Annotated in this window: 16 protein-coding genes; 12 read left to right on the forward strand and 4 right to left on the reverse strand. The window is 49.4% G+C overall.

Features of this window, described 5'->3' with window-relative positions; genetic code table 11:
- Window positions 1–11 precede the first annotated feature (11 nt).
- From WKI47_RS22400 to WKI47_RS22420, 5 genes are all read left to right on the forward strand, one after another.
- The gene (locus WKI47_RS22400) at window positions 12–1,523 is read left to right on the forward strand and encodes a hypothetical protein (protein WP_340229413.1); all 1,512 of its coding nucleotides are present in this window, start codon (window positions 12–14) and stop codon (window positions 1,521–1,523) included.
- A gap of 16 nt (window positions 1,524–1,539) precedes the next feature.
- Window positions 1,540–1,986 carry a hypothetical protein gene (locus WKI47_RS22405; protein ID WP_340229414.1) on the forward strand — a complete coding sequence of 149 codons (447 nt, stop codon included), beginning with the start codon at window positions 1,540–1,542 and terminating at the stop codon, window positions 1,984–1,986.
- Between the two features lie 56 nt (window positions 1,987–2,042).
- On the forward strand, window positions 2,043–2,186 hold the full coding sequence (locus WKI47_RS22410) for a hypothetical protein (RefSeq protein WP_340229415.1): 144 nt from the start codon (window positions 2,043–2,045) through the stop codon (window positions 2,184–2,186).
- Window positions 2,187–2,267: 81 nt separating this feature from the next.
- Window positions 2,268–2,759: a phage holin family protein gene (locus tag WKI47_RS22415; RefSeq protein ID WP_340229416.1), complete on the forward strand. Its 492-nt coding sequence runs from the start codon at window positions 2,268–2,270 to the stop codon at window positions 2,757–2,759.
- A 20-nt stretch (window positions 2,760–2,779) separates the two neighbouring features.
- Window positions 2,780–3,718 carry a peptidoglycan recognition protein family protein gene (locus WKI47_RS22420; RefSeq protein WP_340229417.1) on the forward strand — a complete coding sequence of 313 codons (939 nt, stop codon included), beginning with the start codon at window positions 2,780–2,782 and terminating at the stop codon, window positions 3,716–3,718.
- Between the two features lie 284 nt (window positions 3,719–4,002).
- Here WKI47_RS22420 and WKI47_RS22425 read toward each other — a convergent pair whose 3' ends face one another.
- From WKI47_RS22425 to WKI47_RS22435, 3 genes are all read right to left on the reverse strand, one after another.
- Window positions 4,003–4,131, reverse strand: a complete 129-nt coding sequence (locus tag WKI47_RS22425) for a hypothetical protein (protein WP_340229418.1) — start codon at window positions 4,129–4,131, stop codon at window positions 4,003–4,005.
- 380 nt (window positions 4,132–4,511) lie between these two features.
- Window positions 4,512–5,387, reverse strand: coding sequence for a DUF3862 domain-containing protein (locus tag WKI47_RS22430; protein ID WP_340229419.1), 876 nt, complete (start codon window positions 5,385–5,387; stop codon window positions 4,512–4,514).
- A gap of 69 nt (window positions 5,388–5,456) precedes the next feature.
- Entirely contained in the window at window positions 5,457–5,702 is a 246-nt protein-coding gene (locus tag WKI47_RS22435) for a hypothetical protein (protein WP_340229420.1), read from the reverse strand.
- 447 nt (window positions 5,703–6,149) lie between these two features.
- On the opposite strand from WKI47_RS22435, the gene WKI47_RS22440 reads away from it, so the two are divergent.
- The 4 genes from WKI47_RS22440 to WKI47_RS22455 are packed head-to-tail and all read left to right on the forward strand — an operon-like array spanning window position 6,150 to window position 10,983.
- Window positions 6,150–6,956 carry an alpha/beta hydrolase gene (locus tag WKI47_RS22440; RefSeq protein ID WP_340229421.1) on the forward strand — a complete coding sequence of 269 codons (807 nt, stop codon included), beginning with the start codon at window positions 6,150–6,152 and terminating at the stop codon, window positions 6,954–6,956.
- On the forward strand, window positions 6,953–8,461 hold the full coding sequence (locus WKI47_RS22445) for a phytoene desaturase family protein (RefSeq protein ID WP_340229422.1): 1,509 nt from the start codon (window positions 6,953–6,955) through the stop codon (window positions 8,459–8,461). The genes WKI47_RS22440 and WKI47_RS22445 overlap by 4 nt, the downstream gene beginning before the upstream one ends.
- Window positions 8,448–9,845, forward strand: coding sequence for an aldehyde dehydrogenase family protein (locus tag WKI47_RS22450; protein WP_340229423.1), 1,398 nt, complete (start codon window positions 8,448–8,450; stop codon window positions 9,843–9,845). The genes WKI47_RS22445 and WKI47_RS22450 overlap by 14 nt, the downstream gene beginning before the upstream one ends.
- A gap of 31 nt (window positions 9,846–9,876) precedes the next feature.
- Complete coding sequence (locus WKI47_RS22455; RefSeq protein WP_340229424.1) at window positions 9,877–10,983, forward strand: glycosyltransferase; 1,107 nt, start codon at window positions 9,877–9,879, stop codon at window positions 10,981–10,983.
- A 63-nt stretch (window positions 10,984–11,046) separates the two neighbouring features.
- Here the strand turns inward: WKI47_RS22455 and WKI47_RS22460 are convergent, their stop codons facing one another.
- Window positions 11,047–13,278 (reverse strand): AraC family transcriptional regulator, encoded by a 2,232-nt coding sequence (locus WKI47_RS22460; RefSeq protein ID WP_340229425.1) that lies wholly within the window; start codon window positions 13,276–13,278, stop codon window positions 11,047–11,049.
- A gap of 445 nt (window positions 13,279–13,723) precedes the next feature.
- On the opposite strand from WKI47_RS22460, the gene WKI47_RS22465 reads away from it, so the two are divergent.
- The 3 genes from WKI47_RS22465 (at window position 13,724) to WKI47_RS22475 (ending at window position 17,129) form a co-directional block, all read left to right on the forward strand.
- A complete protein-coding gene (locus WKI47_RS22465; protein WP_340229709.1) occupies window positions 13,724–14,590 on the forward strand; it encodes an ABC transporter permease in 867 nt (288 codons plus the stop codon).
- Between the two features lie 16 nt (window positions 14,591–14,606).
- Entirely contained in the window at window positions 14,607–15,500 is an 894-nt protein-coding gene (locus WKI47_RS22470; RefSeq protein WP_340229426.1) for a carbohydrate ABC transporter permease, read from the forward strand.
- A 90-nt stretch (window positions 15,501–15,590) separates the two neighbouring features.
- Window positions 15,591–17,129, forward strand: a complete 1,539-nt coding sequence (locus WKI47_RS22475) for an extracellular solute-binding protein (RefSeq protein WP_340229427.1) — start codon at window positions 15,591–15,593, stop codon at window positions 17,127–17,129.
- The last annotated feature ends 96 nt before the right edge of the window (window positions 17,130–17,225 follow it).

Here is a 17,225-nt window from a genome sequence, read left to right on the forward strand (position 1 = left end):
GAGGAACACACATGGCATTGACGGATAAAATTCCGCCGGAATGGAACGCTCCTGGCATCGAGCCCCCGGATTCGAAAAAGGATACCGGGTTCGAGGCTGACGACCTGGTGCCTGCCGGCTGGTTGAACTGGTTTATGGCGGGCGTTTCGGCATTCTTGCAGGATGCGCAAGAAAACGGTGCGAGCACGGCATGGGTCCAAGAACAGATCAACAAGATCGCGATCCCGCTGATCGACAGCAATACCAGCACGAGCAAGACATCGGCTCCGACTGCGGACGCACTTCGCCGGACAGTTGAAAGCATGGCTGAAGCGCTCGGGTTGAAGCAAAACACGATCCGCCTGGCTGACAACTATCTGGCTGCTTCGGTACTGGTCAACGCCGCAGCCGACTCACAAGGTCGTGTATACCCGGACGGCTTCTCGTTCTTCAAGGTCAGCAGCTCCGCTGGAGCTTGGCCGACAGCAAACGGCTATGTCGTCACGATGCGCGCTGGTAGCGGCGGATTTCAGCTTTATTTTGAGATGTATACGGGAGTGACGCAAACGGATAAGACGGCTCGATTCTGGACCCGATCCAAACGGGATTCAAACGCATTCTGGCAGGACTGGACGCGTATGCTTACGGAGGTAGATCTGCTCGATTATGTCCGTCAGCCCGGATACGCCGTCACCGCAGGCACAGGAGCCGCTTATACAGCAGCGCTCAATCCGCAGCCGGCAGTGCTCGTGGACGGACTTTCGATTACGATCGTTCCGCATACGGCAAATACGGCCGCGGATCCTACGCTCAAGATCGGGACGCTGGGCGCGCTGCCGATCCGGCGGCAATCCGGCGGAACGTTCGCTGCTGGAACGATTAAAGCGGGCGCTCCGTTATCCCTCGTCAAGGTGGGCAGTTATTTTTTAGCACGTAGCGCCCCGGCCATCGGCACGGCGACGGCGGCGCAGGTGTTGGCGGGATCGACATTCCAATCCGAGGCTGTCCCCGATGGAGGGTCCGGTACGATCCCGGTTAGGAGCGGGATCGTCAATGCGACAGGCGCAGCTCAATGGGGCGACGGGCAATTGGCCGTGTACTTGCCGGATGGATATTATCCGGTGCCGGGGTCGGAGTTAAGAGTATCGGTTGCTCAAATACAAGCAGCCGACGGCGATCTGGTAGCCGCAAATATTCGCACGGGCGTCAATATTTTCGGTGTCGTCGGTACACTTGAGCCACGCTCTTATACCAGATTGACGCTCACAATCCCAGCAAACAGTAGGTCGGCTGTGATTGATTTGGGTTTTGCGCCGTCGTCGATAACGCTGACGTCTGCTGATTCTGGAGATTTTTTTGGAGTGACTTACGTTTACAGCGGTGCAAGCTTGCAGAGTTTTACAGGCGGAAGACTGACTAATTACTTTTTGCTGTGGAATTCTGCTGGCTCATCTCTATCGGATTCATCGACTATCCCTCAACAAATCATTGTGGCAAACACAAGCTCAAGCGCAGTTACTTGTATTATCAAAGCCTATAAGTAAAGGGGAGCGGAGGACCATGTACAGATACGGACCACGAGTTTATTTTGATCGTGATGGTACAGTGCTGTATCAAACCGGATATATCGAAACGAGTGTCGAAGCGTATTGGGAAAATGCTGATCCGCGCGAATGGCATCCGGATCTGGTTGGCAACGAAGAGATCGAAATGCAGCAGTACGGATGGAGCGAGTACACGGACGATTTTTCGACTAAAAAACTCGCACGGATTGATCCGAAAACAAGGCAGCCGGTTTTCGAAGATTGGCCGGAGCCGAACGAAGTTCCGCCAATCCAATCCGAAACAGAAATAGAAAAGGCGCAGAAACAAATTGCCGACCTGGAACAGCGTACGAAGGTGCTGGAATACGCTGCTCAGACCACGGGCGAAACGCTTGATGTACATGAGGGAGCGATCGTCGACGTGATGAAGCTGGCGCTCGGTGGATCGCCGGAAGAATTATGATCGTCCGCCTGCTGTTCTGGATGATCTTGAAGCTCACGAAGGGAGGTGACGAAACTATGCTGATCGTAATGCTCGCAGGCCGCGTTGTGCGCGGAGCAACGCCGTTCTCCGAAATTCCGGACCCGATCAAAGCTAAAGTCTATGACGAACTGAAGGCCAACGGAGTCGAATTCTTGGCTGGCGATTATATGCCAGAGTAAACCGCATTCTCACGGATCGCGGTTATTTTTATGCCCTCGGGACTCCCGGGGGCTCATTTTATGTGACGGGAGATAGAGAGGATGGGGGATCATATCATAATCAAGGGGGCGGCTGGGGCCGTCGGTGCCGTAGTCGGCTTCCTATTTGGAGGGCTGTCTATGCTTATTAATTTACTTCTAATCCTCGTTGTCGTGGACTGGCTGACGGGTTGGGCTGCGGCGTGGATGCGCGGGGAACTGCGTAGCCGAGTCGGATTCAACGGAATAGTGCGGAAGGTGGCCATCTTTGCGGTGGTCGCGATCGCGCATCTGATTGACGGCGTGCTGGGCGATATGCACACGTTCCGCGATGCAGTTATCTTTTTCTACCTCGCAAACGAACTTTTGTCTGTAGTCGAAAATATGGGCAAGATGGGCGTGCCGATGCCGCCGATCATTCGGAACGCGGTTCACATTTTCGAGAACCGAACGAAGGTCGAAGAGAATCCGCAGTTGATTCCAGAAGCGCAGCCGGAGGCAATCAAGGTCGAGAAGGCGGAAGCGCAGGCAGCCGAAGAAAATAAGACGGCCTGACCGGCCAAGGAGGAATCGCTTTGAACCTGAACAAATATCCAATCGAGCGCCGCTACATCACCAAGCGCTCAAACACAAGGCCAGGCACCCGGCTCACAACCGGAGTGCCGGCTTTTTTTGTTGCGCATGATACCGGGAATCCCGGGGCGAGCTCGGATAACCATTACCGTTATTTCAATACATTGGTCGGGCGATCGGCTTCGGCACATACATTTATCGACGACAAAAAGATTCTGGAAATCGTCCCGGCTGGTACCGGTCCGGATCCGGCGGAAAAGGCCTGGCATGTGCTGTACAACGTGACGACCGATAACGAGCGGTTTGGCTACGATGCCAATAATGCCGCGCTTGGCGTAGAGCTATGCTATGGCGGAGACATCAATTTCGCAGAGGCGTACAAGCGCTTTGTGTGGTACCTGGCGTTCTGCTGCAATAAATGGAATAAGGACCCTCGTCTGTTCATCCCGAGCCACAAGCAGCTCGATCCGGCGCGGAAAATCGACTGCGACAACGCCCTCAAGTTCGGCGGAAAGACGCTGAAGGATCTGGTGAACGATGTCGCGGCGGAAATGGCCGTTACCGTGGCGCCGACTCCGGTACCAACGCCAACACCTGCCGAACTAGATTTCCAAGTGCTGCCGTTATCGGTAGCGACGGAGCTGATCGACAAATACGTGCGTCCGGCATGGGCGGCAGCTCGTGCGGCGAATCAGCAACTGGAAGCCGATCACTTCCACCGCTTGGCCGTAAATCTTCGTTCGGCCGCCGGCGTAGACGATCAGCTCAAGCCGCTGGCCGCGCCAATCAAGTTGCATAAGAGTAATGTGCAGGAACTCGTATTCCGCTGGCTCTCACCTGCCTGGCACGCCGCCAAAGCGGCCGGGAACGCGGAGTCTGCGGACTACGTACACAATCGAGCCAACTACCTGCGCCGCGCCGCTGGGATGCCCGTAGATTGACGCAACGCTTCCGAAGATGTATTATTTAAGCAAATCCGAAAGCATCGGTAAAAGCCCGCTCAGGCATAGACCTGTAGCGGGCTTTTTTTATTTCTTGCGATTACGCAAAGTAACGGCCAGGGCGGCAACCGAAATGCCCAATGCCGCCAAAGATATGATCCAGGTCAAAACATCCAACATATGGGACAACTCCTCTCGGGCTTATAACAACGAGCAGCAGTGATTTTTAACTCTGGGTATGATAGGATAAGGTGGAGAGAGGGGCTATCCTCTCTCCGGGAACCTTACTTACGCTTGCGGCCTACGCGACGTTTCGGGGTTCCTTTTTTGTTATCCTCCTTCGCTTTCTTCAACAACATCCATGCTGTACCTGCTTGAATGATTGCTGTAGCGAGGACTACCCAGTCCTTCATATTTGTCTCACCTCCTTATATCTTTATTATATACTTCCGGAAGTATAATTGCAAGTACTTTTTATACTTCCGTACGTATATTTTTTGTGGTATGATGAGATAAAAGGGGGCGAGGTTTTTGGAGGAAATAGGGAAAGCGTCGACACGCGCAAAAAATAAATACCGGGATAAGACGTATGACCGGATTGAATTTTTGGGGCCTACCGGAAGCAAAGCGGAGTTGGACGCATTTTGGAAAGCGCAAGGATACGAGAGTCGTAACGCTTTCGTAATCGCGGCTATAAAAGAGAAGATGGAAAGAGACGTTGAAACAAATTCATGACAGATAAAAGCCTGCTACAGGGTTTCTCCTAAGCAGGCTTATTATTTGCTAGAATTTTTTATTTCAGGCTGAATTGAGCTTTGTTTATCAATTTATCACCTTGAAAAATAAAGTTCGCATTGGCGCCTGTTGAGGCATCGTCCCCGTAGTACATGACCATGATCGTATAATACTCCTCGCCAGGACTTCCGCTTTCCGAAAGTGCTTCGCCTTCACCGCCGATGATATTTGCGACCTCTTTATAACTCATGCCATCTTTGACTCGATCATACTCGCTTTTGCTGATCGTTGCCGCTTCGCCGGATGCGACCGGAGCCTCCGCCGCTGCCGTAAAGTCAACCGGCTCCGCATCTTGGCTCAATTCGGGAAAGTCTTCTCCGCCCAACTCTTTATAAATCGCCTTCGTTTCATCAAGATCATTCGCTTTGACAGCGGCGGCCAATCGCGAGTATCCGTCGAGCTGTTCAGTTCCCACTCTGGCCGAATACATTTCGATGACGCCGAGCGCTGATTCATAGCCATCTTTGGACAGTGCCTTTTTCGCGCTTGAAGTAATATAGCTTTCAGTCTCGTTCAGAACGATTTCTCGATAGCTGGCTTCCCATTCTTCTTGTGTCGGCTCGTTAGCTGCCGCTTCTTCCTTGGCTGGAGCTTCGGCCGTAGTCGCTTCTTCTGCCGTTGGTTCGGTCGCTGGTTCTGCTGCTGGCGTCGCAACGGTTTCGGCTGCCGATTTCGATGCAGCAGTAGCTTCTTCTTTAGGGGTAACAGTGACCGATCCGGAAAGACTGACCGCAATCATGGAGATCACAAAACAACCTATCGCAATTAAACCGTTTCGTTTAAGCTTCTTTGCGTTTTTTCGCAAAATGTTAAAACAACACATGAAGAAAAATACGATAAAAGCAAGAAAGAAAATACCAAATAATGCTGTCAAAATAAATCCCCCTCTATCTGTTATAAACCATCAAAAGTTTACCAGAATAGAGGGGGAGTTGGCTATCTATTATTTCAGCTTCTCGTCAACAAACTCATCATACGCCGCAGTGAAGGCGCGGGCATACGTGGCGATCATCGCATCTTTTTCATCGCGAGTCGAAAGACCTGGCGAGTTTTTTCTTTCGATGCCGACGATCGCTCCGAACAGTCGGTTAACGATTGCCTTTGCTGCTTCATCGATTCCGCCTTCTCTTTGTCCGTAAACCCGGAGCAAACTTTCCAATTGTTCAGTTTTAGTTTCCTGTTCGTTCATCTTATTTTCTCCTCCTGTTAAATTTAACGAGAATTTAACGCACTCTCGTTAAACGTTGTGAAATATCGTTAAAAATGTGACAGTTACAGACGTGCGAAAAACCTATATTTCCGCAACGCCGTGCAACGTTATATAATGAAAGGAAAGGTATTGCAAAGCGCTTAGGCTATGGGCGGCATGATGTAAGCATTCTTCAAAACGCAAAAGCGTCAAATCCTGATCTTTCAGGGTTTGGCGCTTTTTTTTGCTGTGTGAGTCCCTTCGACGGGATAAAGGGTAATAACAGCAGAGAACCTTTTTCGGCAACGATCAGTTTTCTATTCCGACGATAAAAGCGAGGTTATGCGATTGTTCACCTTAATGGCTGCGAAACTTCTTCGTCTTCAGCCCAATAAAGCCCAAAAAACACCGATGGTTTCGTTGCAGCCGGTTCAAGAAAAAAAAGAGATGAAAATCGAAACCTCCGTCAAAACGGCTGACATTTCCGTGTATTATCCGTTGGAAGCCGACACGCGAAAGCTCCCCGTTTATATCAATCTCCACGGCGGAGCTTTTATTATGAATAAAAAAGACATGGATGATCCGTATTGCCGTCACCTGGCCAATATCGCGGGATGCGTCGTCGTGAATATGGAGTACGCCAAAGCGCCGGAGTATCCGTTTCCCAAACCGATCGAACAATTGTACGAAGTATTTCGATGGATCAAGACCCATGCCGAAGAATTGAATATCGATGCGGAAAAAATAATGGTCGGCGGACAAAGCTCCGGCGCGAATCTGGTTGCCGCCCTTTGTCTTTATTTGGAACAAAAAGGCGAAGCCCAGCCGCTGCTTCAGGTGCTGACTTATCCGATGCTGGATTTCGTTACCCCGCATGCGGACAAACCGGAACCGCTGAAAATGCGTGCGCGCTTTCCTCAAGCCGCCCATTTTTTGAATATGTGTTACGTTCCGGAAAAAGGGCAGGCGGAAAATCCGCTCGCGTCTCCCGTTTACGCGGAAATCAGCGATACCTTGGCGCCCGCTCTTATTCTGATCGCGGAATACGACGCGTTCAGACCCGAAGCGGAACGTTACGCGGAGAAATTGAAAACGTCCGGAGTCAAGGTCCAAAAAAAGATCTTCGCGGATTGCAAGCATGCGTTTACCCATCTGGGTCCGAAAGAAAAAGCGGAAGAAGCTTGGGACATGATCGCGAACACCCTCAAAGAAACGGCATTTTCGCACCACGAAAAGGAGCAAACCGACAAGTGAAAACGACAAACAAAAGCGTATTGGTTATCGGAGGCGGGCTGGGAGGATTGTCGGCGGCTATTTCTTTGGCGCAAGCGGGATACGAAGTTTCGTTATACGAAAAAAACGACCATATCGGAGGCAAGCTGAACCGGTTGGATCAGGACGGTTTCGGCTTCGATTTGGGTCCGTCTATTTTGACGATGCCCAAGATCTTCGAAAATTTGTTCGCCGCCAGCGGCAAAGAAATGAAAGATTACGTTCCTATCGAAAGGCTGGACCACCAATGGCGCTCGTTTTTTCCTGACGGCAACCGGATCGATCTGTACGAAGACCTTCAAGACATGCAGGAGAAAAATCCGTCTTTGAGCGAAAAAGACATGCGGGAGTATCGGGATTTGCTTCAGTATTCGAAAAAGATTTACGATCTGACGGACAAAACGTATTTCGAGCACGGCGCGGATAAAACGATGGAGATCATGAAACATACGAGCTTGTTTGCGGCCTTGAAAAATTTCGATTTGTTTTCCAGCGTTCACGGAGCCATCGACAAACGGATCAGCAACAAACAGTTGCGCGATATGTTGTCTTATTTTATCAAATACGTGGGTTCGTCGCCTTACGACGCGCCTGCCGTATTGAATATGATGATTTACATGCAGCATGACCAGGGCGTATGGTATGTGCCGGGCGGATTGAATAAGCTGGCGGACGGTTTGGTGAAGCTGGCCGAAGAAGAAGGAGTCGTTTTCCATCTCGGTACGCCGATCGCCAAGCTGGACAAAAACAATGACGAAATCACAGGCGCTTTTTTGGAGAACGGAACCCGGTTGACCGCCGATTACTACGTGTCGAATATGGAAGTCATCCCGGTTTACGAGCGATTGCTGGAAGAAGACAGCCGCTTCGTGGATAAATTGAAAAAAAAATTCGAACCTGCGAGTTCGGGGCTGGTTATGCACTTGGGCGTCAAAACGAGCTATCCGCAGCTTCGCCATCATAATTTCTTTTTCGCGGAAAACATGAAGCAGCAAATGGAGTCTATCTTCCATGAGCACACCTTGCCCGACGATCCGGTCATTTATTTGGTGAACGTCAATAAAACCGATCCGTCGCAAGCTCCTGCGGGCCACGAAAATATCAAAGTGCTGCCCCATATTCCGTATATTCAGGATGAGAAACCGATCAGCCGGCAAGAGTACGAGCAATTTGCGGAGCGCGTCCTGATCAAATTGGAAAAAATGGGCTTGCACGATCTGCGCGCCAATATCGTCACCAAAGACGTATGGACGCCGGAAGATATCCGAAACACGTACGGTTCCGACCGGGGCGCGATTTACGGAACCGTGTCGGATCGCAAAAAGAATAAAGGATTCAAACATCCCAAACAAAGCGAACGCTACACCAATCTGTTTTTCGTGGGCGGAACCGTAAACCCGGGAGGCGGAATGCCTATGGTTACGTTAAGCGGACAACTTGTCAGCAAAAAAATCGTGCAAAAGGACGTTTCCCATGCCGGACGATAAAAGCCGTTTTTTGGCCGTATGGCCTGAAAAGCAGCGCGAAGCGTTGTTATCCCGGGGAATTCCTTCGAATCAAATGCGCACAAAACAGCTTCTGAAGCTGAAAAGCATTCTTTTGGAACATGAACAAGCTTTGACCGAGGCGCTGCATGCCGATTTGGGCAAACCGCCTTTCGAATCGTTTTCGTCGGAGCTTGCCGTTTTGTTGAACGAAATCGATCATGTATGCAAACATTTGGGCAGATGGAACCGATCGACCGGCTCCGCGCAGCTCAAATTGGGCTATATCGAGGTTCTTCGCAAAAAGCGGCAACCGCACGGCAGCGTATTGATTATCGGTTCGTGGAATTATCCGGTTCAGCTTACGCTCATGCCGGTGATCGGGGCGATCGCAGGCGGAAACTCGTGCGTGATCAAACCTTCGGAATACGCGCCCGCAACAGCCGATCTGCTGGAAAAAATCATTAAAGAGGCTTTTCTTCCCGAACAGATCCATGTCATCCAAGGAGACGGACATACCGCCAGCTTGCTGACTTCGGCTCCGTTCGATTTGATTTTTTTCACGGGCAGCGGACGAACGGGCAAACGGGTCGCCGATCAGGCAGCCAAGCGGCTGACGCCGGTAATTCTGGAATTGGGCGGAAAAAATCCGTGCGTTCTTGACGAAACGGGCTTTTCCAAAGCTGCCGTCAGAGACATCGTTTGGGGAAAATTTTTGAATGCCGGACAAACGTGCATCGCGCCGGATACCCTTTTTGTCCATCAATCCGTCTACGAGCAAACGCTGAACGAAATTTCGGCCGCGCTGTCCGCTTTTTACGGAGAACAGCCTCAGAACAGCGGCGATTTCGGAAGAATTTGTACCGACGACCATTTTCAAAAAGTAATCGGGTTTATCGGTCAGGGCACGGTGCGGCATGGGGGCGGGCATGACCGCGCCAACCGGTTCGTCGCGCCGACCGTGTTAACCGATATTCCGCCGGGAAGTCCGGTTTTGGAAGAAGAAATTTTCGGTCCGGTTCTTCCGGTCATTCCGTATACCGACTTGAACGCGTTGTATTCGGGCGGCGGCCTTCAGCGCGATGCGCTGACCGGGTACCTGTTTAGCGCCGACAAGCATCATATTCAACGCTTCAACGAATATATGCGTTCTTCGACGACCAGTATCAACCAAGTGATCCATCATGCCGCCAGTCCCCATATCGCGTTCGGAGGCGTCGGCAAAAGCGGATACGGCGCTTACCACGGCAAAGCCGGGTTCCGCGCTTTCGGCTACGAAAAAACGAGCGTCCGCACTTATCACTATTTGCGCTTTCCCGGTAAATTCCCGCCTTATTCGGAACGAAACCTGAAAGCTTTGAAATTGTTGAGAAAGTGGCTGCTGTAATGCGCGTAATCAGAGAAAGGAAGGGAATCGCATGACGTCTTTGGACATGGTCAGGTGGATCATCGGATTTGCGGCTTTGATCGTCGGCGTTCTAATGTTTTGGTCGCTGCCGGTGCCTTTTTCCTCCGCGGGATCTTCGAAAGGCTTGCCGTTTTTGTCTATTATCATTCCGGCCAGAAACGAAGAAAGCCGGATCGTGCCTTTGTTGAAGTCTTTGCAAGAGCAAAGGTTCGTCCGATTCGAAATTCTGGTAGTGGACGACGATTCTTCGGACGGCACCGCGGCGGTCGCGGCAAGTTTCGGCGCCAAAGTGCTGCGCGGCGAAGGAGCCGGGAAATCATCGGCTTGCTGGCACGGCGCCCGGCAGGCCGAAGGAAGCTGGTTGTTGTTTCTGGACGCGGATACGAAATTCGTCGGCACGGACGGACTTCGCGATCTGCTGCATTTTTATCGGGATCAAGGAGCCAGAGGCATCATGGCGCTTCAACCTTTTCATACCGTCGAGCGGTTGTACGAGCATATCTCTGTCATTTTCAACATTATCGTCGTGGTCGGAATGAATTTGTTCACCGTTTGGGGCTCGCGCTTCAAAACCGCCGGTTCGTTCGGTCCGTGCATTTTATGCGATCGGAACGATTATTTTTTGTCCGGCGGACATCAAAAAATCGAAGGGGCGATCATGGACGATCTGGCGCTGGGGGAAGCGTTTGTCGAACAAGGGTTGCCTGTCCGCTGCCTCGGCGGCAAAGGGATTATTTCTTTGCGCATGTATCCGGAAGGCATAGGCAGTCTGATCGAAGGCTGGTGCAAAAGTTTTGCCGTCGGTTCCAAATCGACGCATCCCGCCGTGATGCTTATGGTCGTTTTCTGGATCGTCGGCGGGTTCACGGCAGCGGGATTTCTGATTTCTTCGTTGTTTGAGCCTAATCTCACGGCAGTGCTGCTGAGCGGGTTTTTATATCTTTTGTACATCGTTCAAACCGCATGGTTCGCCGGCAGGGTAGGGAATTTCAAAAAAGCGATTTTTGTTGTATATCCGATCTGGTTTTCGTTTTTTATAGGCATCTATCTGTATTCGTTTATCAGGGTGAATATTTTCCATTCCGTGAGCTGGAAAGGGCGGAAAATCAAAGTGTGAAGACAAGGCAATCCGATAAACCCTGTTCAGGAACAGGGTTTATTTTTGTTTATGAAACACGACTCATATACGCGCCGTTCGGCGATATTCGATCGGTGTGACGTTGAAGTGGCGTTTGAATATTCGATGCAGGTAGGAGCTGCTTGTAAAGCCGGTTTGTTCGGCAATCGTAGAAACCGAATGATTCGTTTCTTCCAACAGTCGACAGACTTCTTTTAAACGCATTTGCATCACGACATCCATAATAGTTGTCGATGTTTGTTGTTTATACAGTCGACTGATATAAACAGGCGACATCTCCAATTCATCGGCAATTTGATTGAGGTTTAGATTGGGATCTGCATATGAACCGATAATTTTTTTGTCTATCAAATGTATTAAGTCACTTTGCTTTCCGCTGCGCTTATTAGCCAACCTTTCGGAAAATTCCTCAAACCATTCTTGATAGGCGTAATGAAGGTCTTCAAAAGTCTCATAATCGGCAGCGTTCGGAATCTCGCTCATTCCTTCCAGCGAAAGTGCGCTGTGTCGGCGGATCTGTTCGGAAACGGAACGAATCGTTACTACAAGCCGGGACAGGGCGAGGCTGAGGGCCGAATAAGGATACGTTTGCGTTTCTATGATGATGTCGTACCAGACTTCGGCTGCTTCGGTTGCTTTACCAGCAGCGAGAGCATCCGTCACTTTTTTTTCCATATCGGCCGGATACACGTAGTCATCGTCCCTATGCAATGCCGCTATCTCAGCAGAACTTATGCAGCTTCCATGGCCGGCATAGAAGCGGTATAAAGAAGCATCCCGAACTTCCGCATACCGTCCGGCCGGAGTGTCCGTCTGAGCGGATAACGGGCTATATGCGCTGGAAATGCCGATTTTCAAATATTCGCCGCAGGCTTCGTGACACTGAAGCAGCAAAGTCTGGAAATGCTCGTCCCCCACCGTCGGCTCGTCCGATTTGGCTGCCAGAAGCAGCACAACCGAGTCGTCGTTCATATCCACGCCTTCTACCAGATAGTCTTGTCCGCAAATTTCCGAAGCAATATTCATAATGGCGAATTTATAAGAAGCCATAGAAGTCCCTCTTTCGGACAACAGTTCCTGATAATGATCGATTCGCAGCACCGTGATCCGGTAACCATTATCGAAATCAGTTGAGATTCCGAGCCGTAGCAGTCTTTCTTTTTTTGCGGAAGACACTCCGTTCTTATCGGTTAGAATAAGATCGCGCAAAGAATTTTGCCTCAGCGTGAACATATTGTCTCTTTTTTCGCTTTGCAGCAGTTTCATCTCGTCGGCCATCCGCTCGAAGGGTCGGTACAGCCGTCTGGAAAGCAAAGCGGAAACAAAAATTCCGACAAACAAAATCAACAGAGCGAAGAATAGGGTCATATTTCGAATCGACTTGGTTTTGGAAATAATCTGTTCGTATGGAGTGATACGGACATACTGCCAGCCGAGCGAATCCTTCGAAGTAAAGGAAACCAGCGACGATTGCCCGCCGACCACGTCGACGTAATATCCCTGGTTACCATTTCGGATATGAGCGGTCAGCGTGCTTTTTTCTTTGGAAGAGAGCGAAGCTTCGGCAAGCGTGCTTCCCGAGAGCAAATGTCCCTGGTCGTCCAGAATATAGGAATTAGAGTCGGGATTGAAGCCGCTGAATTCTTTATTGACCCATGAAGCCGAAATATTGATGACGACCGCCGAATCGACTTTTTGCTCGGGATTGATCGCATCGAATAAAAAGAAGGTATAAACCGGAGTCGGAGAGACGTTGGTTTCCGCTTCGCCCAACAGCCGGGGGATCGGCACGAAGGGCTTGAGCTTTTTGAATCGTTCCAAACGCTCGACGACATCTTGATCGGCCATATTTTCCGTCAAGAATGTACCGTCTTCGTTAGTCTTGGAGACGACGTAAAAAGAACGGTTGGCGGAATTGTATACATAAATCGAATCGATAAAAGGCATCGCGTTCAGATAGTTTCGCAGATCGATCATCGAGGCGTTCACATCATAGATCGAAGGCTGACGGTAATACAGGAGGTTAGCGATCATGCTATTTCTGTAAATTTGAAAAGAAAGCGACTGCGAAATGTCGTTCAGGTTGATGACTTCCCGACTTGTTTGACTCAGATTGTCTACATCCGATGCAAATACTTGATTTTTCTCGACTCCCGTATAGTACGTATAGTAAATGAAAGTGGAAACCAGCAAAGTAATCGAAATGCACAAAACAATGGTAATTAACAGTTTTCCGTAAAGCAGGCTTTTGGGAAGCGAAATACCGGTTCGCATAACATCTCCTTTCAAATCGCCGATTCTGGAATAAAGGCCGGTGGGCGATTCTTCATTTCTATCTTAAAATGCTTTGAAAGCGCGATCAACCGGCTTTTGCGTTTTTGATACTTTTCGTGCCGTGCACTTCTCATACATTTATGTACATAATTGCTTTTTTGGTTTTGTTCACTATAATGCGCAGGTTTGACTTCCCCATTTTCTTCCGGCGAAGTATGGTGAACATGTTTCCGGGACGTTCTGCAGAACCAGGTGTCGAAAGTATTTGGCCGCGAAACGATATCATTTATTTAATAGGGAGTGAAAGCAATTGAACCAGACTTCGTCCACGGGTGTATCCTCCCTGGAAGCCGAACTTAATCGGAACGCTGAAGCAAAAGGAACGCGCCTCAAAAAGAAAAAAGGCTTCCTGAATGAACTTGTAACCAACCGCGTTTTATTTTTGATGCTGCTTCCCACAGTCGTTTTTTTTCTAATTTTTTCTTACGCGCCGATGGTGGGCATCTATTATGCATTCGTTCAGTTCGATTTCAATACAACCATGTTTAACGCGCCGTTCGTCGGATTGCAAAATTTCAAATTTTTATGGCAGTCTGGAACGCTTCTTAAATTGACTTTCAATACGATCGGATACAATATCGCTTTTATTGTGCTTGGTCATACGCTGGCAATCGCGATCGCGATTTTGCTGACCGAATTGCGTGGGAAACTATTCAAGAAAGTCACCCAGTCGATTATGTTCCTACCCTACTTTGTCTCTTTCGTAATTCTGAGCGTTATCGTCTATAACATTTTTAATTATGATAGCGGTTTTTTGAATACTTTGCTGAAACAGTTCGGCATGTCTCCGGTCGATGTCTACAACAAGCCCTGGATCTGGATCTTCCTGATTATCATCTTTTACCTTTGGAAAAATCTCGGCTACAACATGATCATTTATCTTGCGGCTATTACCGGAATCAGCGAAGAATACTACGAAGCGGCCAAAATGGACGGAGCTAATATCTGGCAGCGCATTTTCCATATTACGGTGCCGATGCTTAAATCCACATTTATCGTTCTACTGCTGTTTGCGCTCGGAAGCATTATGAAAGGCCAGTTCGATCTATTCTATCAAATGATCGGCAATAACGGCCTGCTCTATAATACGACGGATATTCTTGATACCTACGTGTACCGTTCGCTGAAAGTTACGTTCGATATGGGGATGGCGACAGCTGCTGGCGTTTATCAGTCCATGTTCGGTTTTATTTTGATCATGACAGTGAACTATATTATCCGCAAAATCAATGACGAGTATGCTTTATTCTAAAGGAGGAAAGTTCGCGATGAAAATTCAAGATGATTCCCATATGCGGTCTTTCCGCGTGATTGCCTATATCGTTATTATTCTGATTTCACTGGCGTGTTTGCTTCCGTTTTTGCTCATCGTTTCCGCCTCTCTCACCAGTAACGATGCCATTATCCGCAACGGCTACAGTTTGATTCCCAGCGAATTTTCGCTTGAAGGATACAAAATGGTTTTTGCTTTTCCGCAGGAGGTGCTGACCGCTTACGCCGTTACTATCGGTACGACCGCAATCGGTACAGCAACGGGATTGTTTTTTATGACAATGGCCGGATATGTCCTTTCGCGAAAAGATTTCAAATACCGCAATAAATTCTCGTTCTTTGTTTACTTTACTACCTTGTTCAGCGGCGGTCTTGTGCCCTGGTACATTTTGATCACCAAGTATTTGCATCTTATGGATACTTACGCCGTACTGATTCTGCCACATTTGATGACGCCGTTTCTGATTATCCTGATGAAAAATTTTGTCCGGTCTGCCGTGCCCGAAGAATTATTCGATTCGGCGAAGATCGACGGTGCGGGCGACTTCCGGATTTACTGGCAAATCGTGCTTAAGCTTTCGATGCCGGGTATTGCCACAGTGGGCTTGTTTCTTGCATTGGGGTATTGGAACGATTGGTTCCTATCGTCCCTTTTCATCAACGATACCTCCAAATACCAGTTGCAGTTCTACTTATATAACGTAATCAACTCCGCTTCCTTTATGGCGCAAATGGGAGCCGGTACTGGCATTTCGCTGGGAGCGGACATGCCTACCGAAGCAATGAAGATGGCGATGGCGATTGTCGTGACGGGACCGATTTTGTTCCTGTATCCGTTTATTCAGCGTTATTTCGTCAAAGGCTTGACCATCGGAGCGGTAAAAGGCTGAGAGGCGCTGGGTTCCGGTTCGGTTATGTTCGGATGCCCTTGAACGGGCATCCGGCTGACATATAAGGTATAAACAAAAGGGAGGATAAACATGAGTAAAAAAACAGGCAAACGCTTTTCTTTACTTTTAACCGCCGCGTTGTCGTTCGGTTTGCTGGCAGGCTGCGGAGGAGGAACATCCAACTCCACTGTTGAAAGCGGTAACACGCAAGAAGGGACTTACGCCAAGCCCGTCGAGCTTCAAGTGTATATGCTGGGCAATGCTCCGAAAGACATGGGGAAGGTGGAAGCGGAGCTTAATAAAATGGCAAAGGAGGACTTGAATACGACCGTCCATTTCAATTATACGACCTGGACAGATTGGGATCAAAAGTACAAGCTGCTGCTCTCTACCGGCCAAAATATTGATCTGATCTATACTGCCGACTGGACGCAGTATTCGGCTTACGCCAAGCGTGGAGCTTTTCTTCCGCTTGATGATCTGCTGCCGAAAGCCGCGCCCGAGTTGCAAAAATTCGTGCCGGAAGATATGTGGAACGCGGTGCGAGTCGATAGCAAAATCTATACGGTACCTTCAACCTACAAGGAATACGTAACGCCGGGATTCGTTTATCGCGAAGATCTGCGCGCAAAATACGATCTTCCGGTTCCTAAAGACCTGGCGAGTTACGAAGAGTATATGGCGGGAATCAAAGCCAACGAACCGGATATGATGCCGGCTGCTTTTACAAGCGCCGTCGACGCGGTGCTTGCCGATACGTATCAGTCTCTTAATGGCATGATCGGCGCCATGCCTTACGGAATCGGAATCAAACAGCAGGATCCGGCAAATGTTTATTCATACTGGGGCTCCGACGAGCATAAAAAAGAATTGTCGACCTTTAGACGCTGGCAGGAAGCCGGTTACATTTCAAAAAATGTGCTGAATTCCAAAGATTCGGCCCAAGATCTGGTGTCGACGGGCAAAGCAGCGAGCATGTTCGGCGACAACCCGAACCGTTACAGCGAGATGTTGAGCCAAATGCAGGCCAATCATCCGGACTGGGATCTGGGGTATACACCTTTTGCCGAGACACTGGGATACGCGATGCCGGTTCATCCGGTTCACAACGGCTTCGCCGTTCCGACCAGCAGCAAGAATCCGGAACGTGCGCTTGCTTTCTATGAAAAGCTGGTACTGGATAAACGCTACAATCAATTGACCGAATACGGATTCGAAGGAACCAACTATACGGTAGAGAATGGGTATTACAAAATGGTGGGCACGGCCGAAACAAACGGATTCCCGCGCGAAGCCATGAACGGCTGGGCGTGGCGTAATCCCGACTATATGTTATTCGACAAATCCTACGATAAAGTAAAAGAAATTTTTGCCGAGTTGGACAAGGTGCAGACGCCGGATCTTTTCACCGGTTTCGCCGAGGACTACTCCACTTATGCGGCGGAAAGAGCGGCCCTTGAGCAGGTCGAGAAGCAATATCTTTATCCGCTGGAAGCCGGTCTGGTCGAAGACGTGGAAGGCGGCCTTGCCAATTTCATGCAGAAAGCCAAACAGGCGGGACTGGAAAAGATCCAGGCCGAGTACAAAAAGCAGTGGGAAACTTATCTTCAGAAAGCCGGTATTCAATAAACTAAAGGTAGCGGAAAAAATCGGTGCCGGACGCGCTTTCGTCCGGATTCTTCTTTCAAGCTTCAAACGATTGCCGATATAAAATCCCAAATAGAG

The sequence above is a fragment of the Saccharibacillus sacchari genome (genome assembly GCF_037722395.1).
Lineage (GTDB): Bacteria > Bacillota > Bacilli > Paenibacillales > Paenibacillaceae > Saccharibacillus > Saccharibacillus sacchari_A.